This window comes from Fusobacterium necrogenes, from assembly GCF_900450765.1.
Taxonomy (GTDB): Bacteria; Fusobacteriota; Fusobacteriia; order Fusobacteriales; family Fusobacteriaceae; genus Fusobacterium_A; species Fusobacterium_A necrogenes.
The window spans coordinates 214,940-240,890 of the sequence record NZ_UGGU01000003.1; the positions used below are offsets into that span (position 1 = coordinate 214,940).

28 protein-coding genes are annotated in these 25,951 nt (G+C 29.7%); 22 read left to right on the forward strand and 6 right to left on the reverse strand.

Features of this window, described 5'->3' with window-relative positions:
* Window positions 1-6: 6 nt before the first annotated feature.
* Window positions 7-897, reverse strand: coding sequence for a LysR family transcriptional regulator (locus DYA59_RS01385; RefSeq protein ID WP_115268640.1), 891 nt, complete (start codon window positions 895-897; stop codon window positions 7-9).
* A gap of 135 nt (window positions 898-1,032) precedes the next feature.
* On the opposite strand from DYA59_RS01385, the gene DYA59_RS01390 reads away from it, so the two are divergent.
* Window positions 1,033-2,154 (forward strand): acyl-CoA dehydrogenase family protein, encoded by a 1,122-nt coding sequence (locus DYA59_RS01390; RefSeq protein ID WP_115268642.1) that lies wholly within the window; start codon window positions 1,033-1,035, stop codon window positions 2,152-2,154.
* 91 nt (window positions 2,155-2,245) lie between these two features.
* Here DYA59_RS01390 and DYA59_RS01395 read toward each other — a convergent pair whose 3' ends face one another.
* Genes DYA59_RS01395 through DYA59_RS01405 form a run of 3 tightly spaced genes read right to left on the reverse strand, consistent with a single transcriptional unit; the run spans window position 2,246 to window position 3,789 of the window.
* Window positions 2,246-2,836: a DNA-3-methyladenine glycosylase gene (locus DYA59_RS01395; protein WP_115268644.1), complete on the reverse strand. Its 591-nt coding sequence runs from the start codon at window positions 2,834-2,836 to the stop codon at window positions 2,246-2,248.
* Window positions 2,836-3,363, reverse strand: a complete 528-nt coding sequence (locus DYA59_RS01400; protein WP_115268646.1) for a GNAT family N-acetyltransferase — start codon at window positions 3,361-3,363, stop codon at window positions 2,836-2,838. Before DYA59_RS01400 ends, DYA59_RS01395 begins: the two co-directional genes overlap by 1 nt.
* Window positions 3,364-3,378: 15 nt before the next feature.
* Window positions 3,379-3,789: a hypothetical protein gene (locus DYA59_RS01405; RefSeq protein ID WP_115268648.1), complete on the reverse strand. Its 411-nt coding sequence runs from the start codon at window positions 3,787-3,789 to the stop codon at window positions 3,379-3,381.
* Between the two features lie 186 nt (window positions 3,790-3,975).
* Here DYA59_RS01405 and DYA59_RS01410 point away from each other — a divergent pair, with 186 nt between their 5' ends.
* Entirely contained in the window at window positions 3,976-5,307 is a 1,332-nt protein-coding gene (locus DYA59_RS01410; RefSeq protein WP_115268650.1) for an MATE family efflux transporter, read from the forward strand.
* A 151-nt stretch (window positions 5,308-5,458) separates the two neighbouring features.
* On the opposite strand, the gene guaB is transcribed toward DYA59_RS01410, so the two are convergent.
* On the reverse strand, window positions 5,459-6,913 hold the full coding sequence (gene guaB, locus DYA59_RS01415) for an IMP dehydrogenase (protein ID WP_115268652.1): 1,455 nt from the start codon (window positions 6,911-6,913) through the stop codon (window positions 5,459-5,461).
* Between the two features lie 159 nt (window positions 6,914-7,072).
* Window positions 7,073-7,888, reverse strand: a complete 816-nt coding sequence (locus tag DYA59_RS01420) for a mechanosensitive ion channel family protein (RefSeq protein ID WP_115268654.1) — start codon at window positions 7,886-7,888, stop codon at window positions 7,073-7,075.
* A gap of 152 nt (window positions 7,889-8,040) precedes the next feature.
* Between DYA59_RS01420 and DYA59_RS01425 the strand changes: the two genes are divergently transcribed.
* From DYA59_RS01425 to yhbY, 20 genes are all read left to right on the forward strand, one after another.
* Complete coding sequence (locus DYA59_RS01425; protein WP_115268656.1) at window positions 8,041-8,238, forward strand: hypothetical protein; 198 nt, start codon at window positions 8,041-8,043, stop codon at window positions 8,236-8,238.
* A 106-nt stretch (window positions 8,239-8,344) separates the two neighbouring features.
* Window positions 8,345-9,199: a KH domain-containing protein gene (locus DYA59_RS01430; protein WP_115268658.1), complete on the forward strand. Its 855-nt coding sequence runs from the start codon at window positions 8,345-8,347 to the stop codon at window positions 9,197-9,199.
* Entirely contained in the window at window positions 9,193-9,612 is a 420-nt protein-coding gene (locus DYA59_RS01435; RefSeq protein ID WP_115268660.1) for an HD domain-containing protein, read from the forward strand. Before DYA59_RS01430 ends, DYA59_RS01435 begins: the two co-directional genes overlap by 7 nt.
* A gap of 103 nt (window positions 9,613-9,715) precedes the next feature.
* Window positions 9,716-11,473, forward strand: coding sequence for a TIGR03960 family B12-binding radical SAM protein (locus tag DYA59_RS01440; RefSeq protein WP_115268662.1), 1,758 nt, complete (start codon window positions 9,716-9,718; stop codon window positions 11,471-11,473).
* Window positions 11,474-11,493: 20 nt separating this feature from the next.
* A complete protein-coding gene (locus DYA59_RS01445) occupies window positions 11,494-12,168 on the forward strand; it encodes a uracil-DNA glycosylase (RefSeq protein ID WP_115268664.1) in 675 nt (224 codons plus the stop codon).
* A gap of 90 nt (window positions 12,169-12,258) precedes the next feature.
* The gene (locus tag DYA59_RS01450; RefSeq protein ID WP_115268666.1) at window positions 12,259-12,609 is read left to right on the forward strand and encodes a hypothetical protein; all 351 of its coding nucleotides are present in this window, start codon (window positions 12,259-12,261) and stop codon (window positions 12,607-12,609) included.
* A gap of 11 nt (window positions 12,610-12,620) precedes the next feature.
* On the forward strand, window positions 12,621-14,066 hold the full coding sequence (locus DYA59_RS01455; RefSeq protein ID WP_115268668.1) for a UDP-N-acetylmuramoyl-L-alanyl-D-glutamate--2,6-diaminopimelate ligase: 1,446 nt from the start codon (window positions 12,621-12,623) through the stop codon (window positions 14,064-14,066).
* 9 nt (window positions 14,067-14,075) lie between these two features.
* Window positions 14,076-14,912, forward strand: a complete 837-nt coding sequence (gene kdsA, locus DYA59_RS01460) for a 3-deoxy-8-phosphooctulonate synthase (RefSeq protein ID WP_115268670.1) — start codon at window positions 14,076-14,078, stop codon at window positions 14,910-14,912.
* A gap of 9 nt (window positions 14,913-14,921) precedes the next feature.
* On the forward strand, window positions 14,922-15,890 hold the full coding sequence (locus tag DYA59_RS01465) for a KpsF/GutQ family sugar-phosphate isomerase (RefSeq protein ID WP_115268672.1): 969 nt from the start codon (window positions 14,922-14,924) through the stop codon (window positions 15,888-15,890).
* A gap of 83 nt (window positions 15,891-15,973) precedes the next feature.
* Window positions 15,974-16,174 carry a DUF1858 domain-containing protein gene (locus DYA59_RS01470; protein WP_115268674.1) on the forward strand — a complete coding sequence of 67 codons (201 nt, stop codon included), beginning with the start codon at window positions 15,974-15,976 and terminating at the stop codon, window positions 16,172-16,174.
* Window positions 16,175-16,339: 165 nt separating this feature from the next.
* The gene (locus tag DYA59_RS01475; protein WP_115268676.1) at window positions 16,340-16,984 is read left to right on the forward strand and encodes a DUF445 domain-containing protein; all 645 of its coding nucleotides are present in this window, start codon (window positions 16,340-16,342) and stop codon (window positions 16,982-16,984) included.
* Between the two features lie 11 nt (window positions 16,985-16,995).
* Window positions 16,996-18,000, forward strand: a complete 1,005-nt coding sequence (gene ruvB / locus DYA59_RS01480; RefSeq protein ID WP_115268678.1) for a Holliday junction branch migration DNA helicase RuvB — start codon at window positions 16,996-16,998, stop codon at window positions 17,998-18,000.
* Window positions 17,997-18,419: an RrF2 family transcriptional regulator gene (locus tag DYA59_RS01485; protein ID WP_115268680.1), complete on the forward strand. Its 423-nt coding sequence runs from the start codon at window positions 17,997-17,999 to the stop codon at window positions 18,417-18,419. Before ruvB ends, DYA59_RS01485 begins: the two co-directional genes overlap by 4 nt.
* A 9-nt stretch (window positions 18,420-18,428) precedes the next feature.
* On the forward strand, window positions 18,429-19,142 hold the full coding sequence (locus DYA59_RS01490; RefSeq protein ID WP_115268682.1) for an RsmE family RNA methyltransferase: 714 nt from the start codon (window positions 18,429-18,431) through the stop codon (window positions 19,140-19,142).
* A complete protein-coding gene (mtaB, locus tag DYA59_RS01495) occupies window positions 19,129-20,427 on the forward strand; it encodes a tRNA (N(6)-L-threonylcarbamoyladenosine(37)-C(2))-methylthiotransferase MtaB (protein WP_115268684.1) in 1,299 nt (432 codons plus the stop codon). Before DYA59_RS01490 ends, mtaB begins: the two co-directional genes overlap by 14 nt.
* Window positions 20,420-21,388: a LytR C-terminal domain-containing protein gene (locus DYA59_RS01500; protein ID WP_115268686.1), complete on the forward strand. Its 969-nt coding sequence runs from the start codon at window positions 20,420-20,422 to the stop codon at window positions 21,386-21,388. Before mtaB ends, DYA59_RS01500 begins: the two co-directional genes overlap by 8 nt.
* A gap of 10 nt (window positions 21,389-21,398) precedes the next feature.
* Entirely contained in the window at window positions 21,399-21,812 is a 414-nt protein-coding gene (locus DYA59_RS01505) for a hypothetical protein (RefSeq protein ID WP_115268688.1), read from the forward strand.
* A gap of 11 nt (window positions 21,813-21,823) precedes the next feature.
* The gene (mrdA, locus tag DYA59_RS01510) at window positions 21,824-23,662 is read left to right on the forward strand and encodes a penicillin-binding protein 2 (RefSeq protein WP_115271426.1); all 1,839 of its coding nucleotides are present in this window, start codon (window positions 21,824-21,826) and stop codon (window positions 23,660-23,662) included.
* A gap of 34 nt (window positions 23,663-23,696) precedes the next feature.
* Window positions 23,697-25,601: an RNase J family beta-CASP ribonuclease gene (locus DYA59_RS01515; RefSeq protein ID WP_407918891.1), complete on the forward strand. Its 1,905-nt coding sequence runs from the start codon at window positions 23,697-23,699 to the stop codon at window positions 25,599-25,601.
* A gap of 29 nt (window positions 25,602-25,630) precedes the next feature.
* Window positions 25,631-25,936 (forward strand): ribosome assembly RNA-binding protein YhbY, encoded by a 306-nt coding sequence (yhbY, locus tag DYA59_RS01520; protein WP_115268690.1) that lies wholly within the window; start codon window positions 25,631-25,633, stop codon window positions 25,934-25,936.
* Window positions 25,937-25,951: the final 15 nt, after the last annotated feature.

A 25,951-nucleotide genomic window follows, 5' to 3' on the forward strand; every position in this document is an offset into this window, starting at 1 on the left:
CTCCTTTTAAAATTTATAGATCTCTTTCATGAAGTTATACCACTTTTTATATTCTTCTTCATGGATACTATTTTTTAAAAATACAAAATTAAACTCTCTTTCTTCAAAAAAATTCTCTAGATTAATAATTGCTAATTTTCTCATTAAAATTTCTTTTTCTACTGCTCTTTCATAAATAAAGGATATCCCCTTATTTTCCTTTACTAACTCCTTTATTATATTTATATTTTCTATTTCATATTTCTTATCGAAATCATTTAATGATAAATTGTTATCATATAATATTTTTTCAAATATATCTCTTGTTCCAGATCCATTTTCTCTTAGAATAATTCTTTCTCTTACGATATCATCAAATTTTGTAATTTCAGTAGCAATAGGATTATTTGCTGCACATATTCCTACAAATCGCTCTTTAGAAAAAAGATAATTTTCATACTCAGTTTTTTCAAAAAATCCTTCTATAAATGCAAAATCTATATTACCTTTTTTCAATTCTTCTAAGAGTTCACTAGTATCTCTTATAATAAAAGATATATTTATTTCAGGATATCTTGTAGAAATCTCAGAGATAATTTTAGGGATAATAAACTCTCCTATAGTAAAGGTAGCACCAAAATATAGATTTTTTTTACTCATATCTATGTTTTTTATCTCCTCTTTAATCTTATTGGCATCTGAACTCATTGTTAAAAGATAGTTATACAGTGCCTTTCCTTGTTCTGTTATAGATAAAACTTTTTTATTGTAATTAAAAAGTTTACATCCATAAAATTCTTCTAAATATTTTATATGTTGACTTACTGCAGGTTGTGTCATATGTAAATTTTCAGCTGTCTTTGTATAATTTTTAGTCCTACATAACTCTATAAATGTTTCAACTCTAAAATCTAACATTTAATATCCCCTCTCTTTTAAATTTATAATTTTTTATTATCTTTTAATAAAAATACATAATTTTATTTTATAATTTTTTTATGGTAAAATCAAGACATAAATAAGAAATAAAATAAATATTTTTAGGAGGCTTTTATGAATTTCAAATTTTCTAATGAACAAGAAGTATTTTTATCAAAAGTGAGAGAGATAAGTGTAAAAGAGGTTGCTCCTATTGCAGCTGAAATAGATAAAGAAGCATCATTCCCTGTTAATACTATTAAATTATTAGGAGAAAATGGTATTATGGGAATACCTTTTGAAAAAAAATATGGTGGACTTGAAATGGATAACTTAACTTATGTAGCAGCTGTTGAAGAGTTATCAAAAGCTTGTGCCTCTACTGGTGTTATTATGTCAGCACACACTTCGTTATGTTCATGGCCAATAGCTACTTATGGTAATGAGGAGCAAAAAAATAAATATTTAACTCAGCTAGCTAGTGGGGAAAAGTTAGGAGCTTTTGGTTGGACAGAAGCTGAAGCTGGAACTAAAATGACTGCAATAAAAGATGGTGATAAATATATATTAAATGGAAAAAAAGTTTTAATTACTAATTCACATGAAGCTGATATCTTTGTTGTATTTGCGAAAACAGATTTAGAAAAAGGAGATCTTTCAGCTTTTATTATAGAAAAAGGAACTAAGGGATTTTCTGTTGGAGAAGCAGAAGATAAAATGGGAGTAAGAGGTTCTTCTACGGCTGCACTTTTCTTTGATAATTGTGCTATTCCAGAAGAAAATTTACTTGGAAGCTTAGGAGAGGGATTAAAAATAGCTATGTCTACACTCAATGGTGGAAGAATAGGTGTAGCAGCTCAAGCTGTAGGACTTGCACAAGGAGCTTTAGATGCTGCAATAAATTATGTAAAAAATAGAATACAACTTGGTAAACCTATATCACACCATCAAAATACTCAATTTGTAATAGCTGATTTACAAACAAAAATAGATGCTGCTAGACTTATGACTTATAGAGCTGCTAATATGAAAGATTTAGGAGAGGATTACGGATATATGGCATCTATGGCAAAATTATTTGCTTCAGAAATAGCTATGGAAGTTACAACTAAGGCAGTTCAATTATTTGGTGGAAATGGATATTCTAAAAGATTCCCAGTAGAGAGAATGATGAGAGATGCCAAAGTTACTGAAATCTATGAAGGAACTTCAGAAGTTCAAAAAGTAGTTATTGCTTCTCATATGGGAATCAAATAAAAAATATGCAGATAAAATTAAAATTTAATAAAGAAGTCATTGTAAATTTTTAAGTTCTAATGGCTTCTTTTTTTATTTGATATCTAATAGACTAAAGTTTTACAGAAACATATTTACTTTCTGGAATATAAAAACGCCAAAGTTTATCTTTATACTCCTCAGCATAATCTATACCTATTCTTTTAGCTTGAGTGATACTACTAATACTATAGTCATCATTTTCTAACCAAATATAGTTATTTTTAGTTATATCGAGAGTATTAAAAGTTTTATCGATGGACAATGCTTTTGCAAGTTTTCCTGGACCATTTGATAGATCTTTATCTTTTTTTATATTTCTTAATTGCTTCATATACTCTATATTTTTTAGAGGTTCAACTGCCCTAATAAGAACAGCTTCAGGAATATCTTTTTTATTAGCACTGATATTAAAACAGTAATACATCCCATAAATTAGATAGATATATATATGTCCTCCTTCAAGAAACATAGCCTCAGTTCTTTTAGTACGACGGTTTTGATAAGAATGAGCTGCTTTATCTAAGGGCCCCATATAAGCTTCGGTTTCTACTATTCTAGCTTTTAAAATTTTATTATCTATTTTTCTAACAAGTACTTTTCCTAGAAGATTTTTAGCCAGAGTTATTCCATCAACTAAGAAAAAATTTTTCTCTAATTTCATTATATTACCAATCCCATTATATAATTATCAAAATATTTATCTTTAATAAACATAGCATTTTTTAATCTACCTTCTATTTCAAATCCTAGTTTATTATATAGAGCTATAGCATTTTTATTATCTGTTCTCACTGTTAATTCAAAACGTGTTATACCAGTTTTTTTACCTCTTTTAATAGCAGAATTTAAGAGATTTTTTCCTATTCCAATTCCCCAATATTCTTTTAAAATAGTAATTCCCAAAAGAGCAATATGCTTTAATCTCATTCTACTTTCATTAGTTCTAAGACTACAACTTCCTACTATCTTATTATCAACTAGAGCAACTAGCATAAAGTTTTTATCAGTGGAATTTTTAATTTGTTTCTCCTCATCTTCAAGAGTCAATCCTATTCCTTCTTCTCCAAAACCTAAAAAGTCAGTTTCTTTTCCACATTGATTAATATAGTTTAAAAATTCTTGTACTTCTTCAATTTTAACTAATCTAATAGTAAGTTCTTTTCCATTTTTTAAAAGGTGTTTTTCCATAGTATCCTCCTCAAATTATAATGATTCAGAAATTTCCCAAATTAATTGTTCTTTGATATTTTCATATCCCTCTAATATAGATATTTTCCAGTTACTTCCGTAGAGTTTTATTTCAAAATTATCTATCTCATCTTTAATATTTTTCTTAGTAATTTTTTTTCTATCAAATAGAGGAGCTCTTTTTTTTTCTTTTCCTTCTATTAAAATTATTAACATTCCTTTAGAATATCCTTTTAGTATAACTTCTGAAGCTCTTTCAGCTTCAGCTCGCTCTATAGCTCTTTCTTTCCTATTTTCAGCATTTTTTCTTTTATTTTCAGTAAGTCTTCTAAATTTTTTCTCTTCTTTTAATCTCTTTGCCTTTTTTATTTTTTTATTTATAGAAAAAGCTTTTCCTTTAGCTTTATCCTTACTTATTACTTCCATTTTTAACTCCTTTAATATTTTAAAATTATATATGTTAGTATTATATCATATTTGTCAGAAAATATGTATTTTCAATACTTTTTTTATATTGGAAATATTTAAAATAAATATATAAATCTACTAGATTTTTTTTGAAAAAAATTATAGAATAAAGGGATGTGAGATATGTTAATATGAGGAGGATAAATGGGTAATATAAAAGTAAAATCTTTAGTTTCTTTAACTATTCCTATATTTTTTGAGTTGCTTCTCGTAACAATAGTAGGGAACATTGATACTATTATGTTAGGACACTACAGTGATAAGGCAGTAGGGGCAGTAGGGGGAATAAGTCAGGTATTAAATATTCAGAATGTTATATTTGGATTTGTAAACCTAGCTACTAGTATTCTATGTGCTCAATTTATAGGGGCGAAGAATAATAAAAAAGTACAGGAAGTAATAACAGTTTCTTTAATAGTAAATCTTATACTTGGATTTTTATTGGGTGCTAGTTATTTTATATTTTGGGAATTTATTTTAGAGAAGATAAAACTTCCAATAGAGCTTATAGATATAGGAAAAGGTTATTTTAAGCTTGTTGGAGGGCTTTGTGTATTTCAAGCTATAACGCTTACTTGTGGAGCTGTGATGAAAAGTCATGGAAATCCAAAGCAAATGCTTTTTGTGAACATTGGCGTAAATCTTTTAAATATTTTTGGTAATGGAATGTTTATTTTTGGATGGTTTGGGATGCCAGTACTTGGAGCAACAGGAGTTGGGATATCTACAGTTGTTTCAAGAGCAATAGGTTGCGTGGTTGGATTTTTAGTTATGAGTCACTATTGTAGATTTAAGTTCAGAAGAAAATTTTTAAAACCTTTTCCTTTCCATGTGATAAAAAATATATTATCCATTGGAATTCCAACGGCTGGTGAAAATTTAGCTTGGAATGTGGGACAGCTTATGATAATGGCCATGGTAAATACGATGGGAACAACTATGATAGCTTCACGAACATATTTAATGTTAATAGCTAGCTTTGTGATGACTTTTTCAATAGCACTAGGTCATGGAACAGCTATACAAGTAGGGCAACTGGTTGGAGCTAAAGAGATGGATGAAGCTTATGAAAAATGTTTAAAAAGTTTAAAGCTTTCAATAGTACTTGCGTTTTTTGTAACAGTTTTAGTGTGGATTATGAAAAGTCAGATAATGAGTATTTTTACAAAAGATGTTGAAATTTTAGATATTTCTTTAAAAGTTTTTCCATTAATGATACTGTTAGAGGTAGGAAGAGTATTTAATATTGTGATTATAAACTCATTGCATGCTGCTGGAGATATAAAATTTCCTATGTTTATGGGAATAGTATTTATATTTATTGTAGCAGTTCCATTCTCATATATATTTGGATTGAAATTTGGATGGGGACTTGTTGGAATTTGGATAGCTAATGCTGCAGATGAATGGTTTAGAGGAATAGCTATGTTTTTAAGATGGAAAAATAAAAAATGGCAAACTAAAAGTTTTGTTTAGAAAGAATTTTCTAAATTATATAATTTTAGTATATAGAATAGTTATTAATTTAGCTATAAAAAAATTACACCCTCAATCTCAGAACTCTAGAGATAAGGGTGTAATATGTTATAATAGCTTTTTTATAAAAATATTTATAGTTCTCAAATTGTTACTTGGAATAGTTAGGAGCTTCTTTAGTGATAGTTATATCATGAGGATGGCTCTCTTTTAAACCAGCACCAGTTATTTTTATAAATCTTCCATTGTTTTTAAGATCTTCTATTGTAGGAGTTCCACAGTATCCCATACCTGCTCTGATTCCACCACATAGTTGGAAAACTACATCTTTTAAATTTCCTTTATAAGAGATACGACCTTCTATTCCCTCAGGGACTAATTTTTTAGCATCATTTTGGAAATATCTATCTTTAGAACCTCTTTTCATTGCTGCTATTGATCCCATTCCAACATAGAGTTTAAATCTTTTTCCTTCAAGTATAATCTCTTCACCTGGAGCTTCTGTAGTCCCAGCTAAAAGTCCTCCTAGCATCACACAATCAGCACCTGCTGCTAAAGCTTTAACTATATCTCCTGATAATTTGATTCCACCGTCAGCAATTACTCCTATACCTTTATCTTTACAAACTTGAAAAACATCATTTACAGCTGTCAACTGAGGTACTCCAACTCCAGCAACGACTCTAGTAGTACAAATTGAACCAGGACCTATACCAACTTTTACAGCATCTACACCAGCTTCTATTAAATCTAGTGCTGCCTCAGCAGTGACAATATTACCTCCGATTAAATTTAAAGATGGAAAAGCTGCTCTAATCTCTTTTATTTTATTAATTACTCCTATAGAGTGTCCATGCGCAGAATCAACAGTGATAATATCTACACCAGCTTTTACAAGGGCTGCTACTCTATCTAAAGTATCAGCTCCAATTCCAACAGCTGCTCCAACTCTTAAAGTCCCATGAGCATCTTTGCAAGCATTAGGATATTCAGCTAGATTATCTATATCTTTTATAGTTATTAAACCTTTTAAATATCCATTTTCATTAGTAATAGGAAGTTTTTCTATTCTATTAGCTAAAAGAATTTCTTTAGCTTCATCTAAAGTTGTTCCAACTGGAGCTGTAATGAGCTCATCTTTAGTCATTATTTCACCAACAAGTTGAGCCATATCTTTATGATATTTTATATCTCTATTTGTAACAATTCCTATAAGTTTTCCATCCTCCTCAACTACAGGAAGGCCAGATATTTTATACCTTTTCATTAAATCCTCAGCTTGTCCAACTGTACAACTTGCACTAAGCGTAACAGGATTTCTTATCATTCCACTTTCTATTCTTTTAACTCTATCAACTTCAGCAGCTTGATCTTCAATACTCATATTCTTATGAATAAATCCAATTCCACCTTGTCTAGCTAAAGCGATAGCTAAATCTGATTCCGTAACAGTATCCATAGCAGCACTGAGGATAGGAATATTAAGAGTAATATCCTTTGTAAGTCTTGTTTTTAAGCTTACCTCATGTGGTAACACTTCTGATTTTGCTGGTATTAGCAAGACATCATCAAATGTTATAGCTTCTTTAATTATTTTTCCATTCATTTGCAACTCCTTTTAAAAATATAGATTAATCTTAATTTGCGAACTTAGTTATTAAAATATAGTTTGGATTTCAGATATTATAGCATAAGACTTTGGAAATTGTATAGAGTTTTTTCAATAAAATAATGTGATATTAAACACGAAATTTTTAATTTTTTTTTATTTCTTATAAATATCAATTTTTTGATATGGTATTTCTATATTATTAGCATCAAATTCAGCTTTTACCATCTCTGTAAAATCAAATTTAGAATCCCAATAGTCTTCCTTTTTTACCCATACTCTAAATATAAAATCAAGAGAGCTAGCATTTTGTACGCTCATTCTAATATTGATAGGTTTATCTTTTAAAACATTTGGATGAGAGTTAGCTATCTTTGTTAAAATTTCTTTTACTTTTTCAGTAGGGGTATCATATGATACAGAAAATACAAGATCTAATCTTCTTTCTGGATTTCTACTAACATTAGTTATGGCATTATTAGCTAACTGACTATTAGGTACTATAACAACTTTATTATCCGGAGTAGTAAGTATAGTGTAAAGAATTTGTATTTTATTAACTATCCCCTCAACACCAGTACTTGCTATTATATATTCATCTTTTGTAAAAGGTTTGAAAAAAAGTATTAACATACCTCCAGCTAAGTTTGCTAAACTTCCCTGTAAAGCTAAACCTACAGCTAATCCAGCCGTACCTAATACAGTTACAAGAGATGTAGCTTTAACACCTGCTATTCCTACTATTAAGAAAAATAAAATTACATATAAAAGAGTTTTTAACATTGAGCTTGTAAAACTTTCAAGTAATGGATCAACACTCTTTTTTCTTAAAGCTTTCTTATAGCCTTTAATTATGAAGGCTGTCAATTTTGGCCAAAAACTGAATAGAACAATAACAATTATTCCTCTAGTTACAATCATTGGGAGTAGCTCAAGAGCTTTTTGTAAAAAATTTGTTACAATTGGGTGCATTTTATATCTCCTTTTAAAATTTTTTCTTGCAATAGCAATAAATTAACATTTTTACATTATACAGTTTTTTATCTAATATATCAATATTTTTTAGAAATATTTATAAAAATGTTATATACTATATTCAAATGAAATTAAAAAGGAGAATAATTATGGAAATAAAGGAAAACTCAATCTGGATTAATAAGAAAAATGGAAGAGAATATGAAGTTATAAGAGAGGCTATTGATTGTACTAATGAAAGAGATGGGCTTATAGTAGTAGTTTATATCTCTAGAGAGGTTACAGGTAAATTATTTGTAAGAGAAAAGATGGAATTTATGAATAAATTTTATTTAAAAAAAGAATAAAAATTTAGCTTAAAGTTTTATAACTCCATTTATTAACTATTTTTTTATTGAAAAATATAGTATAATATGACAAATTAACTAAAATGTATTATAATTAGGAGAATAGATGAATATAAGAAGCATGGAGAAAATTAATAAATGGGGGTATATGTTCTATATAAAATATGATGGAACAAAGTTTCATTCTTTTGATGAAATGAGTGGGAAAAAAACTGTTAAGGGTAAATTTAAGGAGATAATGGCTAAGTTAGATTTTACTTGGGCAAAGGGAATACAGCAAGGTGGGAGAACTGATGCAAAGGTGAGTGCTATTGAAAATATTCTCTATGTGAGTAGTAAATTTGATGGAGATGTGAAGGGTTTACAGAGAAGTTTTAACTCTTTATCAGATGATAGTTTGAAAGTAACAATGATAAAAAAGACATTCCCAAATTTAATGTTTCCAGAGTTAATATCTAAAAGAGAGTATATATATGAATATCCTAGGAAAAGGATAAAAAATAGCTTAGAAGAGATTGAAAGGCTTTGTATGGAATTATCTGGAAAATATGACGTGAGTGAATTTACAGATAAAAAGGGTTTAGAGCTAAAAGAACATATAAGAGAGGTAGAGATAAGTTATAGAAAAGATAAACTTTATTTTTTAGGAAATTCTTTCATGCCAAAGCAAGTAAGAACCATGTCGGGATATATTTTAATCGGTAAGAAGGAGCCACTTGAGGGGAGATATTTAACTTTATCTAAGATAGTTTTAACCAAAGAGTTAAAAGATATGATTCTTGAAGAAGTAAAAGATATAGTTATAGATGGGGTAGAAAAGATAGAGAGGAATTTAGGTAAAACTCTTTATATTTTTTATATAAAAAATTCTAAAAAGGGAGAATTAATAGGAAAAAATGGAAAAAATATTAAAGCCCTTAAAAAAATTTATGGAGATATAGTGGTAAAAGAGATATGTTAGAAAGAATAAAGCAAGGACTCACTTTTTTATTTGGAAAATATAGAACAGAATGGGATATAGAGGTAAAAGAAGTGCTTTCAGATAAAGAATTTGAAATTTTTAACCAGATGAGTGAATACGATAAAATACATTCATATAGACTATACAAATTAGTGATAGAAGATAGTATTTTAAAAGAGGAAGCTATATTTAGAAAATTAGCTTTACTTCATGATTGTGGAAAATATCACGCCTCTTTATATAGGAGAGTAAAAAAAGTTTGGATAGGAGAGAAAAGCTTAGATAACCATAGTATTGATTCTTATCACAAATTAAAAGAGATAAATCTTGAATTGGCAGAATTAGCTAGGCTACATCATCATTATATAGATGATATTTATATGCAAAGATTCCAAGAGTTAGATGATAAATAAAAAATATTGAGGATAATAGAATTTAAATTCTAAGCGAATATTAAGTAATCTTAAAAAGTTTAAAATATAGAAGTTAGAAGGGTTTCTAGAGAAAGAGGAGAAAATGAGAGTAAATTTAGATAAATATTTATTGAAAGTTGAAAAACCAGGTCAGTATTTAGGAAATGAGATCAACAGTATCCATAAGGAGAATTCAGTAGCTAAAATGTGTTTATTTTTTCCAGATATATATGAAGTAGGAATGTCCAATCTTGGAATTAGAATATTGTATAGTCTTATGAATAGAGTAGAAGGGTTTTCTTTAGAGAGAGGATTTGCTCCAATGGAGGATATGGAAAGATTTATGAGAGAAAACAATATACCAATGTTTTCATTAGAAAGTAAGACACCTCTTAAGGAGTTTGATGTAGTAGGTTTTTCATTATCATATGAAATGTGCTATCCAAATGTTTTAAATGCTCTTGATTTAGCTGGGATACCAGTGAAAAGAGAGGAAAGAAAAGAAGGAGATCCGCTTATAATGGCTGGTGGAACTTGTATGATGAATCCTGTACCTATGGAGAGATTTTTAGATTTTATAGTTATAGGTGATGGGGAAGAGGTAATGGTAGAGATTGCTAAAATCCTAGTGGCTCATAAAGATAAAACTAAAATGGAAAAGTTACAGCTTATAGAACATTTAGATGGGGTATATGTTCCAGTTCTTCATAAGGGGAAAAAAAGAATAAAAAGAGCAATAGTTGCAGATTTAAATAATACAGAATATTATGAGGATCAGATAGTACCATATATAAATATAGTACATGATAGAGCCACTGTAGAGATACAAAGAGGTTGTTCAAGAGGATGTAGATTTTGTCAAGCAGGGATAGTGTATAGACCGGTTAGAGAGAGAAGCCTAGAAAAAAATTTGGAGTTAATAGAGAGAATGATAAAAAAAACAGGATATACAGAGGTATCATTATCTTCTTTAAGTAGCAGTGATTATACAAGGATAGATGATCTCATTAAGGGTGTAAAAAGTAAGTATGATTATAGGAATTTGGGGGTTTCACTCCCATCACTTAGAATGAATACACATTCTGTTGAGGTAGCTAAAGATATCAGTGGAGGAAAAAGAACTGGATTTACTTTTGCACCAGAAGCTGGCTCTCAAAGAATGAGAGATATTATCAATAAAGGGGTAGAGGAAAAAGATGTATTAGAAACAGCTGAAGCTGCTGTAAGAAATGGATGGGAAAGTTTGAAATTTTACTTTATGATAGGCCTTCCATTTGAGACTGATGAAGATGTGAAGGGGATATATGATTTAGCAAAGAAAGTAGTAGATAGATGTAGACCAATAAATAAAAGACTTAATGTAACAGTTAGTGTATCCAATTTTGTACCTAAACCCCATACACCTTTTCAATGGGCACAACAGATGAATTTTGATGAGATGAAAAGAAAACATACACTTTTAAGAGAGCTTTTTAAAGGACAAAAAGGTTGTAGTTTGAGAATCCATGATATGAAAAAGTCTTATTTAGAAGGCTTTCTCTCAAGAGGAGATGAAAAAACAGGAGAACTTATAGAACTAGCTTGGAAAAGTGGAGCAAAACTTGATGACTATAAGGATAATTTTAATATTTGGAAAAAAGCTATAGATGACTTAAAATTTGGAGAAGATGAGTACCTAAGAGCTAGAGATATAGATGAGAAGTTACCTTGGGATATAGTAGAGATAAGTGTGGATAAAGAGTTTTTAAAAAAAGAATTAGAACAAGCTAGGAATGCTGCTCTTACACCAGAGTGTAGAACTAGATGTTCTAATTGTGGCATAAGAAAAAGATTTCCAAATTGTATGGTGATAGCGGAATAATTTTTGGAGGGAAGAAGGAAATGGTAAACTTAGGAAATGATTGGGATGAGATATTAGAAGGAGAGTTTGCTAAGGAGTATTATCAAAAGTTAAGGAAGTTTTTGATAAATGAGTATAGAACAAAGGTTATTTATCCTAAAATGGAAAATATATTTTCGGCTCTGAAATTTACATCATACAAAGATACCAGAGTATTAATTTTAGGACAAGACCCCTATCATGGTCCTGGTCAAGCTCATGGATTAGCATTTTCAGTAAATCCTGGAATAAAAACTCCTCCTTCACTTCTTAATATGTATAAAGAGTTAAAGGATGAATTAGAAGTATATATTCCAAATAATGGATATTTAGTTCCGTGGGCAAAGCAAGGTGTACTTCTATTAAATACTGCTCTCACTGTAAGAGCTGGAGAAGCTAACTCTCATTCAGGAATTGGATGGGAAATTTTTACCGATAATATTATAAAACATTTAAATGATAGGATAGAACCAGTGATTTTTGTGTTATGGGGAAATAATGCTAGGAAGAAAAAAGATTATATAACTGGAAGACAACATTTTATATTAGAAGCTCCACATCCTAGTCCACTTTCAGCAAGTAAAGGTTTTTTTGGTTGTGGTCATTTTAAAAAAATAAATGAACTGTTAAAAAAAATAGGTGAAAATGAAATAAATTGGCAGATTGAAAATATATAAAACAGGATAAAGCTATAGGACACAAATATGCCACACTGTTTTAATATAATAATTAAGAGTAGTAAAAATAAAGTACAGTGGAGGTTAGTGATGAGATATTTATATATGTATATATTCATATTTATATCTACACTAAATATTTTTGGGGATGAAGAATTATTGAAACATGAAGGGGTTATTTTTATTGACTCATTGACTATTGAGCAGCAAGAGGAAGTTACGGAGATGAGAACTGAATTTTTAGAAGGATTTAATGAGTTAAAAAGTAAACTTATAACGATAAGATTGGAAACTCAAAATGAGATGAGAAAAGATAATCCAGACTGGGAAGAAATAAAAAAATTAAATAGTGAGTATTATAATCTTCAAAAAAGTTTAGACGATGGAATGGAAGAGTATAAAAAAAAGGTACAAAATATTCAATTGAAAATTGAAGATTAAAGGAGAGAAAAATGGAAGAACTATTGCTTGGGCTAGATTATGAGATATTACAAAAAGGAAAAACTGAGATAGAATTTAAAGGAATGGAGTACGATTCAAGAAAAATAAAAGATGGAGATATATTTGTAGCATTAGAAGGATCTATATCTGATGGGCATAAGTATATTAAACAAGCAATAGAAAATGGAGCTAAGGGAGTATTAGTATCAAAAAAAGTAGAGTTAGAATTTCCTGTTGAATATATTTTAGTTAAGGACTTGAGAAAAAATTTAGGAAAGATAGCTTCTAATTTTTATAGTTATCCTCAAAAAAAATTAAAGATAATAGGTATTACTGGAACAAATGGAAAAACTACTTCTACTTATCTTTTGGAATCTATTTTAGGGAAGGAAAAAGTAGCTAGGATAGGAACTGTTGAATATAAAATAGGAGATGAAGTAATAGAAGCTTCTAATACTACTCCGGAATCTTTAGATATAGTAAAGATGTGTAAAAAAGCAGTAGAAAAAGGATTGGAATACTTAGTTATGGAAGTGAGTTCTCATGCTCTTTCATTGGGAAGAGTAGATATGTTAGAATTTGATGTTGCATCATTTACTAATTTAACTTTAGATCACTTAGATTATCATGAGAATATGGATAATTATTTCCAAGCTAAAAGAAAAATTTTTACAATGTTAAAAGATAGTCAAAAAAGTTCTATCAATATAGATGATGTCTATGGAGATAGGCTCTATAAAGAGTTTGGTGGATATTCTTATTCTTTAATTAAGTCAGCAGATTTAACAGGAGAGATAGTAGAGTTCCATAGTGATGGCCAACTTGTAAGATTAAATCTTATGGGAGAGATGTTTGAAGAGAAATTAGCTATATTAGGAAGATACAACTTGTATAATGTTTTAGGAGTAATAGGAATAGCACTTCAATTGGGGATAGAAAAAAATATAATTTTAGAAAGATTAAAAGATATAAAAGGGGCACCAGGAAGATTTGAGTTAGTAAACTGTGGACAGGAGTATATTGTTGTAGTAGATTATGCTCATACTGGAGATGCTCTAGAGAATATTTTAAAAAGTATAAATGAATTGAAAAAAGCTAGAGTAATTACTGTATTTGGTTGTGGTGGAGATAGAGATGCTACTAAAAGACCAATTATGGGGGAAATTGCTCAAAGACTTAGTGATATAGCAATACTTACATCTGATAATCCAAGAACAGAAGATCCACATCTTATAATTGAAGATGTAAAAAGAGGAATGAATGGAGATAATTATCTTATAGAAGAGGATAGAGAGCATGCTATAGTAAGAGCTATTAAGATAGCTAAGAAAAATGACATAATTCTAATTGCTGGAAAAGGACATGAAACCTATCAGATACTTGGAAGGAGAAAAATTCATTTTGATGATAGAGAGATAGCAAGAAGGGAGATAGTCAAAAGAAAGATGAGAGGATAAGGGGGAAAAATGATAGATAAAGTGAGAGTTGTAAAAGTAGGAAATAAGGTAGAAATTGGAGGAAATAAAAGATTTGCTTTAATAGCTGGGCCCTGTGTAATAGAAACAGAAGAGTTAGTTATGGAGGTAGCTGGAAAAATAAAAGATATCTGTGATAGACTTGGAATTCAATATATTTTTAAGGCTTCATTTGATAAGGCTAACAGATCGTCTATACACTCTTTTAGAGGACCAGGGCTTGAAAAAGGATTGGAGATTTTAAAAAAAGTTAAAGAAAAATATAATGTACCTGTAATAACTGATGTACACGAAACTTGGCAATGTAAAAAAGCTGCAGAAGTAGTAGATATTTTACAAATTCCAGCTTTTTTATGTAGACAGACAGATTTACTTTTAGCAGCAGCAGAAACAGGGCTTCCAGTAAATATTAAAAAAGGACAATTTTTAGCTCCTTGGGATATGAAAAATGTTGTAACTAAAATGGAAGAGAGTAATAATCAAAATATACTACTTTGTGAAAGAGGAAGTACTTTTGGATATAATAATATGGTAGTAGATATGAGAAGCTTTATGGAAATGAGAAAATTTGGATATCCAATAGTATTTGATGTGACTCATGCTGTACAAAGGCCAGGAGGACTAGGAACAGCTACATCTGGAGATAGAGAGTATGTATTCCCACTTATGAGAGCAGGACTTGCAATAGGTGTAGATGCTATATTTGCTGAGGTACATCCTAATCCAAATGAAGCTAAATCAGATGGACCGAATATGTTATTTTTAAATGATTTAGAGGAGATATTAAAAGTAGCTATAAAAATAGATGATTTAGTAAAAGAAAGATAGGGGATAGTTATGGAATTTAATGAAGTGGATTATGCAAGAAGTGTATTTGAAGCAGAGATAGAGGAATTAGGAAGAGTAAAGAACTCTTTAGATGGAGATATAACAAAAGTTGTAGAACTAATATTAGGAATGAAAGGAAAAGTTGTAGTTACAGGTATAGGAAAATCTGGCCTTATTGGTAAGAAGATTGCTGCAACATTAGCCTCAACAGGGACAACAGCTATATTTATGAACTCTGCCGAAGGATTGCATGGAGATCTTGGAATGATAGCTCAAAATGATGTGGTACTAGCTATATCTAACAGTGGAAATAGTGATGAGATAGTATCTCTTCTCCCATCTATTCAAAAGATAGGAGCCAAACTTGTAGCTATGACAGGAAATAGAAATTCAAAACTAGGAAAAGCAGCCGACTATGTTTTAAATATAGGAGTAAGTAGAGAAGGATGTCCACTTAATTTAGCTCCTATGTCATCAGCAACAGCTACTTTAGTTATGGGAGATGCTCTTGCAGCAATACTTATAAAGAGAAGAGATTTTAGAGCAGAAAATTTTGCGTTGTATCACCCGGGTGGAAGTCTAGGAAAAAGACTTCTAATGAAAGTAAGAGATATAATGAAAAAAGGTGATGAAATACCTATTTGTGATAAAGAGAGTCCAATAAAAAATGTAATACTTACTATGACAGATAAAAGTCTTGGTGCTGTATGTGTTATGAATAGAGATCTAATGGTAGGGATTATTACAGAGGGAGATATTAGAAGGGCTTTAACAAAAGAAGGAGAATTTTTTACTTTTAAAGCTAAAGATATAATGACAAGAAATTTTATAAGAACAAATTCAAATAGTATGGCAATAGATGCCTTAGAACTTATGGAAAATAGACCGAGCCAGATAACTGTATTACCAGTAATAGATGACACTAAATTAGTAGGAATACTAAGAGTACATGACCTACTAAATGTAGTTGGAAAATAATTATATAATAAAAGTTGACATAGAAAGTAAATTTTATTATAATAATAGTGTAATATAATTTTATTTTGTAGGAGTGATAAGGTATGGTAACAAGAGATACAAATATTTTAGTAGCAGTTCAAAATTATCCAGTAATTAGAGATGTATTTAATAAATATGGACTTGGATGTGTAGGATGTATGATAGCATCTGGAGAAACTTTAGGAGAAGGAATTTCTGCTCATGGTTTAGATGCAGATGTTGTAATAGCTGAGATCAATAAAGTTATAGCTGAAACTAAATAATTTATTATCTGAATATAAGGATGCTTAAAGAGGAAAATTGTTATCTAAACTTTATAATCAATATATGGTTAGATAACTTTTCCTCTTTTTCACATATAATTGAAAAAATATTATTTTTATGATAAAATAGTTTACTGAAGTACTAAAAAATGATAGAAAATTAAAATGATAAATGCAAGGGTAAGGAGTAGAGAATTGAATACAGAGTTAATTATTAAGTTATTACTAATAGTTGGAATAGGAGCGGGTATCGGTTGGATAACAAATTATGTAGCAATAAAGATGTTATTTAGACCATATAAGGAGATAAATTTAGGTTTATTTAAGTTGCAAGGTCTTCTTCCTAAAAGAAAACATGAAATTGGAGAAAATATAGCTGAAGTTATTCAAACGGAACTAGTATCTTTACAAGAGATTTTGAAATCTTTAGATGGAAGTAAGCTTGAAGAAAAAATGAGTGAGATTATCGATGGAATATTAGAGGAGAAACTTCAGAGTGAGATAACAAAAAATTTTCCTATGTTAGCTATGTTTTTAAGTAATGATATGTTAGATAAAATAAAAAAAATAATAAAGAACTCAATTTTAGAAAAGAGAGAAAATATAGTATTTATGTTCTCTAATTACTTAGAAAAAAATGTTGATTTTAAAGGAATTATTGTGAAAAATGTAGATTCTTTTTCTTTAGAAAAGTTAGAAGAGGTAACATATAGTTTGGCGAAAAAAGAATTTAAACATATTGAGGTAGTTGGGGCTATATTGGGAGCAATTATAGGTTTTATTCAATTTATCATTGGAATGATGATGTAAGGAGAAGTTAGGTGGATAGAGTAGTTGCAAATGAAGAGTTTGAAAATGAGATAGAGATACAAAAGAGTTTAAGGCCAAAAAGTTTTAGAGAGTATATAGGACAGGAATCGTTAAAGGATAAGATGTCGATTTATATAGAGGCAGCTAAAAGAAGAGGGAGTTCTGTAGATCATATACTTCTATATGGACCACCTGGTCTTGGAAAGACTACTCTAGCTGGAGTTATAGCTAATGAGATGGGAGCAAATCTGAAAATAACATCTGGTCCTGTACTTGAAAGAGCAGGGGACTTAGCTGCTATCTTAACATCTTTAGAAGAAAATGATATACTATTTATAGATGAGATACATAGGCTTAATAATACAGTTGAGGAGATACTATACCCAGCTATGGAAGATAAAGAACTAGATATTATAATAGGAAAGGGCCCATCAGCTCGCTCAATAAGAATAGAATTACCAAATTTTACTTTAATAGGTGCAACTACAAGAGCTGGACTTTTGAGCTCGCCACTTAGAGATAGATTTGGAGTTACACATAGAATGGAATACTATACAGAGGATGAGCTAGCTCAGATTATACTTCGTGGGGGAAAGATTCTAGGTGTAAAAGTAGAAAAAGATGGGGCATTAGAGCTTGCAAGTAGAAGTCGTGGAACACCTAGAATAGCTAACCGGCTTTTAAAAAGGGTAAGAGATTATTGTGAGATAAGAGCAAATGGAGTGATAACTAAGGAGATATCAATGAAAGCTCTAGATATCTTGGGTATCGATTCAATGGGGCTTGATGATTTGGATAGAGATATAATAAATGCTGTTATAGATAACTATAGTGGGGGACCTGTTGGAATAGAAACGTTATCACTACTTTTAGGTGAAGATAGAAGAACTCTAGAGGAGGTTTATGAACCATATTTAGTAAAGATAGGATATATCAAAAGGACAAATAGAGGAAGAGTTGTAACAGAGAAAGCTTACGAACATTTTAAAAGAGCGAAGGAGCAGGATAAGGGATGAAAATAAGTACAAGAGTAAGATATGGACTGAAGGCGCTAGTATATATAGCGGATAAAAGTAGTGAGAATAAGCTTATAAGAATAAAAGAGATATCTGATGAGCAAGGAGTTTCTGTTCAATATTTAGAACAGATACTTTTTAGATTAAAAAACGAGAATATAATAGAGGGAAAAAGAGGACCAAATGGTGGTTACAAATTAGCAAAAGAACCTAAAGAAATAACTCTACATCAGCTTTATAAAATACTTGATGAAGAGGAAAAGGTCATAGATTGTAACGAGAGTGAGGAACATAAAGCAGTGTGTAGCGATGGAACTTGTTCAGGAAAATGTATTTGGGGGAAATTAGATAGTGCTATGACTAAGATACTAGAAGAAACAACCTTAGAAGAATTTATAAAAAATAAAGATATGATCTAGGAGAATCCTATGATAAGTGTTATAATATCAGAAAAGAATATTTTTGAAAATAAAATCGTGGTAGATGATAAAGCTGATATCAATCATTTAAAAAATGTTTTTAGAGTGAAAGTAAATGAGAAAATAAGGGCAGTAGATGGGAAAAAAGAATATTTTTGTAGAGTAGAGGAGTTAGATAAAAAAAGCATAACCTTGATTATAGATGAAGTTTTTGAAGATAGATTTTCTACAAAAATAAAAATAGATGCTGCCATTGGAATTTTAAAAAATGATAAAATGGATTTAACTATTCAAAAACTTACTGAAATAGGTATAAATAAGTTAATACCTCTAAATACTAAAAGAGGTGTGGCGAAAGTAAGTGAAAAGAAGGAAAAATGGGATTTGATAGTAAAAGAGGCTTTAAAACAATGTCAAGCAGTGAGGCCTTTAATTATCAGTGATGTATTGAAAATAGAGAATTTGAAGTTGGAAGAGTATGACCTAGTGATTGTACCCTATGAATGTGAAGAGGAATATACTTTGAAAAATCTTTTAATTAAAAGAAAAGATATGATAGAAAAAATACTCTACATAATAGGACCAGAAGGTGGTTTTGATGAATCTGAAATAGAATATTTAAAAAATAATGGTGCTAATATAGTGACGTTAGGGAAAAGAATCCTAAGGGCAGAAACAGCTTCTATTGTGGTAGGAGGAGTTTTAATTAATGAATTTCAATAAAAGAGTGGCTTTTTATACTTTAGGATGTAAGGTAAATCAATATGAAACGGAGAGTATAAAAAACCAACTTATTCAAAAGGGATATACAGAAACAGCTTTTGAAGATGAGGCTGATATCTATATAGTTAATTCTTGTACTGTTACAAGTGTAGCAGATAGAAAGACAAGAAATATGTTAAGAAGAGCTAAAAAAGTAAATCCAAATAGTAAAGTAATAGTTACAGGGTGCTATGCACAAACTAATAGTAAAGAGCTATTAGAAATGGAAGATATAGATTATGTTATAGGAAATAAGTATAAAAAGGGAATAGTAAATTTTGTTGATGATATTGAAAATCGAACAATGGAAAGATTAAAAAATGATAATATTTTTGATGAATATGAGTATACGGAGTATGAATTTGCAACTTTAAGGGAGATGTCAAGAGCATATGTAAAGATACAAGATGGGTGCAATAATTTTTGCTCATATTGTAAAATACCATTTGCAAGAGGAAGAAGTAGATCAAGGAAAAAAGAAAGTATCTTAAAAGAGATAAAAAGGCTTGTGAGCGAAGGATTTAAAGAAGTAATTTTAATAGGAATAAATCTTGGAGCTTATGGAGAAGATTTAGAGGATGAGATAGGATTTGAAGATTTATTAGAAGAGGTTCTACAGATAGAAAATTTAGAAAGGGTTAGAATAGGATCTGTATACCCAGATAAAATTTCAGATAGATTTATAGAGATGTTTAAATATAAAAAGCTCATGCCACATCTTCATATATCTCTTCAATCGTGTGATGATACAATTTTGAAGATGATGAAGAGAAATTATGGAAGTAATTTAATAGATGAAAGGCTTTCAAAGTTGAAAAATAATGTAGAAGGAATGGAGTACACAGCTGATATTATAGTTGGTTTCCCAGGAGAAACACAAGAGATGTTTCAAAATTCTTATGACTTAATAAATAAGATTGGATTTTCAGGACTACATATTTTTCAGTATTCAGATAGAGAGAAGACAATAGCAAGTAAGTTAGAAAATAAGGTAGACCCAAAGATAAAAAAAGAAAGAGCAGATAAATTAGAAGAATTAAAAAAAGAAATGTCTACAAAGGAAAGAAAAAAATATATAGGACACAGTTTAAAAGTTTTAATAGAGGAGGAAATAGATGGATATTTATATGGATATAGTGATAACTATTTAAGAGTGAAAGTAAAAGGAGAGAAAGAGAAAATAAATGAGATAGTAGAGGTGAAAATTGCCTCACTAGAAAAGGAGTTGTTGTTGGCAGATGAATAGAAGAGTAAGGGCAATATTTACAGTGATTTTTATAATAATTGTACTAGGAGGTTTTCTATTTTTAAACTCTATGAGAAAAAATCCAGAATTGGATAAAAATAGTAGTTATCTCATAATAGGAAAAGAAAATTTAATAGCTGTTTATCAAGATAAATTAGCATTGAGAATACCTTATGAGATAAATATAGATAAAGAAAAAACTTTTGGCGAATTAGTCAATAGAAAAAATGAAGAAGAGGTTTTAAAAATAGTAAATAAAGTTTTACCAGTTCCTTTAAGTAATTATGTAAGAGTAAAATTTGGAAAAGTCAATTTAAATGTAAAAAATGCTAAAAATATACCTGAAACAACAGTAGATAATAAAAGATATATAGTTACATCTAGTTTACATTCATTGTATGAGACATTGTATAATGAGCAAGGAAATAAAAATGAGTTAAATGAAAATATTATAGTAGATGTATTGAATGCCAACGGAATAAATGGTTATGCTAGAAGAACTGGGGAAAATTTAAAAAATAAGTTAGGAATGAAATATAATGCTGCTAACTACGAAAAAAATCTAGAAGAAAGTTATATTATTTTAAATGATATTTCAATTGAAAAAGCTGAGGATATAGTTATGCAACTAAATGAGAAGTATTTTAAAATTCAACAAGTACCTACTATACCTACTTTAGCTAATATTGTGGTAGTTTTAGGACAGGAAAAAAATATAGATTTTGTTGTAGAAGTACTAGGTGATGATATTTCAAATGTTCAAAATGTAGGAAATGAATTAAAAAGAGAAGGTTATAAGAAAGTTGAAATTGAAAAAGAAAAAACTAAGGCTGATAACTCAATAATAGAGTATGTTGCCGAAGATTATTTCATTGCTTATAAAATTTCTAAAATATTAAATATAGATAATTTGATTGAAAATAATAATTTAAAAAATAAAATAAGAGTGATAATAAAGTAGTGAGTTAATTATGGTATATCTATTTTCTTATTTTATCGTGCTATTTGAAGTAAGCTTACCTCTTTCAGGAGGAATATATGGGGTAACTCTTACATTTATGACATATTTAGTAAATTTAAAAAGAGAAAGGGGAATTTGGCCATTTGCTATAATAATTCTCATTCACTCTTTTCAGAGAAAGGATTTTATAGAGGTATCTCTTATATTAATAGGAGGGTACTATCTAATTTATTATTTGTTGAGATATCTAAACTATAGTAAAAGTAATATTATAGTGATTACTCTTTTTCAAATAATTATATATCTTATTCTTTCTATTGGAGATTTTAAAAGAGAGTATCTTATTATAAATAGTAGTAGTTTTCTAATTTTAAATTATATATATATGAGAATTTCAAAAAAGAAGGATAGTATTAAAGGATAGTTATGAAAAAGATGAAGAGAAGGAATATTAATATAAAACTTGGTGAGGATAATAGTGCTAGAGATATAATATTGAAGTTCTTTATATTGCTAGTTTTTTTTCTTATTGCTTTTAGAATGTTTTATCTACAAGTTTTAATGGGAGATAAATATTCCTATCTCTCTCAAAGAAATAGAATCAAGATAAAAGAGGTAGAAGCCCCTAGAGGAAAGATATATGATAGAAAAGGAAGGCTTGTTGTAACAAATGGGTCTGGGTATAGATTGGTATATCTCCAAGAGAGAAAACAAACACCTGAGATTTTAAAAGAAATTAGTGAAGTAACTGGTTACAGTGAAGAGTATATTTCAAAAAGAATAAAATATGGAGAAATTTTTCCATATACTAGGGAAAATGTAATAATTGATGATTTGAAGCCAGAGATAGCTCATAAATTGGTTGAACAATTGATGGATTATCCATATCTTCAAGTACAAACTTATTCAAAGAGAAGATATCTATATGATGATGTAGCGGCACATAGTATAGGTTATGTAAAGAAAATTTCTGAAAAGGAGTATGAAAGGCTAAAGGATCAAGGATATGGGCCGAGGGATATCATTGGTAAAGATGGACTTGAGAGTGAGTATGATAAGGAACTTCAAGGGGAAGATGGCTATGAATACATAGAAGTAAATGCACTTAATAGACTTCAAAGAAAAATAGAGGAAAAAAAGAATCCAATTCCAGGTAAAGATATATATATAACGTTGGATATGGAGCTTCAAGAATATATGGAAAAACAATTTGAAGCGGATGGAAGATCAGGAGCTTTCATAGCTTTAAATCCTAAAAATGGGGAGATACTTACAATGGTAAGTTATCCTACATATTCATTAAATATGTTTAGTTCACAAATATCCTATGATGAATGGGATAAAATAATAAATGATCCTAGAAAACCACTTTCTAATAAGGCAATAGCAGGAGAGTATCCACCAGGATCAGTATTTAAAGTAGTATCAGCAATAGCCTTTTTAGAAAATGGAATAGATCCAAAAGAGCAATATTATGATAAAAATGGATATTATCAGATAGGAAAATGGAGATGGAGAGCATGGAAAGCTGGAGGACATGGGTATACAGATATGAGAAAATCCATTATTGAGTCTGCTAACCCATATTACTATAAAAATTCAGATAAGATTGGACATAAGCCAATCATAGATGTAGCTGCATCTTTTGGATTAGGAGATAGAACTGGGATAGATATTCCAGGAGAGAAAAAAGGTTTACTTCCTGACGTAGTTTGGAAAAAGAAAATGATAGGAAGTGGTTGGTTTAAGGGAGATACTATTTTGTTATCAATAGGACAAGGGTATCTTTTAACAACACCATTACAAATAGCAAATCTTTATACTGCAATTGCAAATAGAGGAGAGGTATATACTCCACATCTAGTAAAAGAATTTCAAGATTTTAAAGGAAATATATATCCAGTAGAACCACAAAAGGAGAAGATAAAACAGTATCCTAAATCTTATTATAATATTTTAAATGATGCTTTGGTAGCAACTGTATCAGAAGATAATGGGACAACGAAGATTTTGAGAACAAAGGGAATAGATGTAGCTGCAAAGAGTGGTTCAGCTCAAAATGCTCATTCAAAGATAACTCATGCTTGGGTAGCTGGATATTTCCCTGCTGAAAATCCGGAGATAGTCTTTGCTACTATTTTAGAAGGAGCTGGAGGAGGAGGGGCTGTAGCTGGTGGAATGACTAGGAAATTTATTGATAAGTACCTAGAAATAAAAAACAGACCTGAAGCTGATCTTGAAAAGAATAAAGAATTTGAAAATGAAAAGTCGTAATGGTGGAGGTAAGATTTAAAAAGAAGGAGAGAAGATGTTAAGGACAGAAAAAGGTAGTATAAGTCAAGAAAAGAAAAAAAGATTAGAAAGAAAGATTAAAATGGCAACAAAATCAACTGAAGTAGTTGAGATAAAAGAAAAAATAAAAGCTATAAAGGATGAGATTAAGGATTTAAAAAATGAAAAACCTAAGAAATCTACTTTAAAACTGAATAAGGAAAAAAAGATAGAAAAAGTAGTGGTAGTTGAAACAAAAGAGGCTAAGGCACAAAAAGAGGAAAAAATGTATGTAATTCCCCTTGGTGGATTAGAAGAAGTTGGAAAAAATAGTACTGTGGTTCAATATAGAGATGAGATAATAATAATTGACTCAGGAGTTATTTTTCCAGATGATAATTTATTAGGAATAGATTTAGTTATTCCGGATTTTAGTTTTTTAGAGAATAATAAAGATAAAATAAAAGGTCTTTTTGTAACTCATGGACATGAAGATCATATAGGCTCTATTCCATATCTTTATCAAAAGATAGATAAATCAGTTCCTATGTTTGGTGGAAAATTGACACTTGCTTTAGCTAAGTCAAAATTTGAAAATGGGTTTGGAAAAGATATTCCGAAAATGAAAGAAGTAAAGGGTCGAACAAAGATAAAAGTAGGAAAATATTTCACTGTAGAGTTTATAAAAGTTACTCATTCTATAACTGATGCTTACTCTATATTGGTAACTACTCCAGCTGGAACAGTTTTTCATACTGGGGATTTTAAAATAGATTTGACTCCTGTAGATGGAGATGGAGTAGATTTTGCAAGACTTTCTCAAATAGGAGAACAAGGAGTGGATCTTATGTTATCTGACTCTACTAACTCTGAAGTTGATGGATTTACTCCGTCTGAAAGAAGTGTAGGAGAGGCTTTTAAAGTTGAATTTTCAAAGGCTAAAGGTAGAATTATAGTTGCAGCATTTGCATCTCATGTACATAGATTACAACAGATAGTGAATGTGTCAAAGGAATATGGAAGGAAGATTGCAATAGATGGAAGAAGTTTAGTAAAAGTGTTTGAAATAGCTGGAAGTTTAGGTTATTTAAAAGTACCTAATGATATGATGGTACCACTTTCTGAAGTAGATGCTTTGAAAGATAATAAAGTGGTAATACTTTGTACTGGAACACAGGGAGAGCCGATGGCTGCTCTATCAAGAATAGCTAAAAATATGCATAAACACATAAAGATAAAAGAAGGAGATACAGTAATTATATCGGCTACGCCTATTCCTGGAAATGAAAGAGCAGTATCTAATAATATAAATAATCTATTAAAATATGATGCAGAGGTTGTATTTAAAAAAATAGCTGGAATACACGTATCTGGACATGGAAGTAAGGAAGAACAAAAACTTATGTTAAATCTTATTAAGCCAAAATATTTTATGCCAGTACATGGAGAGCATAAGATGTTAAAAGCTCATCAAGACACAGCTATGGAGACAGGGATCCCTAAGAATAATATAATTATAGCTCAAAATGGTAGTAAGATAGAGGTTACAAAATCAGGAGCTAGAATAAAAGGTAAAGTAAATGCAGGATGTACTTTAGTAGATGGTTTAGGTGTTGGAGATATTGGAAATATAGTATTAAAAGATAGACAACAATTATCACAAGATGGAGTTGTAGTAATAGTGTTTACTTTAGATAGAGAAACAGGAAGAATAGTAGCAGGACCAGATATTGTAACTAGAGGATTTGTGTATTCTAAAGAATCTGATGATATAATAAAAGAGGCTATAGAGAATATAAAAGAAAAAATAGGAAATACCTCTAATTATTATTCGAAAGATTGGGGAATGCTAAAAAATACAACAAAAGATATAGCAGCTAGATTTTTCTATAATAAAACTAAGAGAAATCCAATGATTTTACCAATAGTTATGGAAGTATAATCTAAGTACATTAAAGTAAGGAGATAAATATGGAGTTAACAAGTAAAAAAAGAGCGTACTTGAGGAAGAAAGCACATGGTTTAGATGCTTTGGTAAGAATAGGAAAGGATGGGGTCACAACTAATTTAATTCAAAGTATATTGGATGCTATAGAATCAAGAGAGTTATTAAAAGTAAAGATTCTTCAAAATTGTGAAGAGGAAAAGGAAGAGGTATTAGTACAACTTTCTAAATATAAGGAATTTGAAGTAGTTGGAATGATAGGAAGAACTATTATTTTGTTTAAGGAGAATAAAGATAAGCCAGTTGTGTCTTTAGAGCTGAAAAATATTTAAATGAAAGGGGATGTG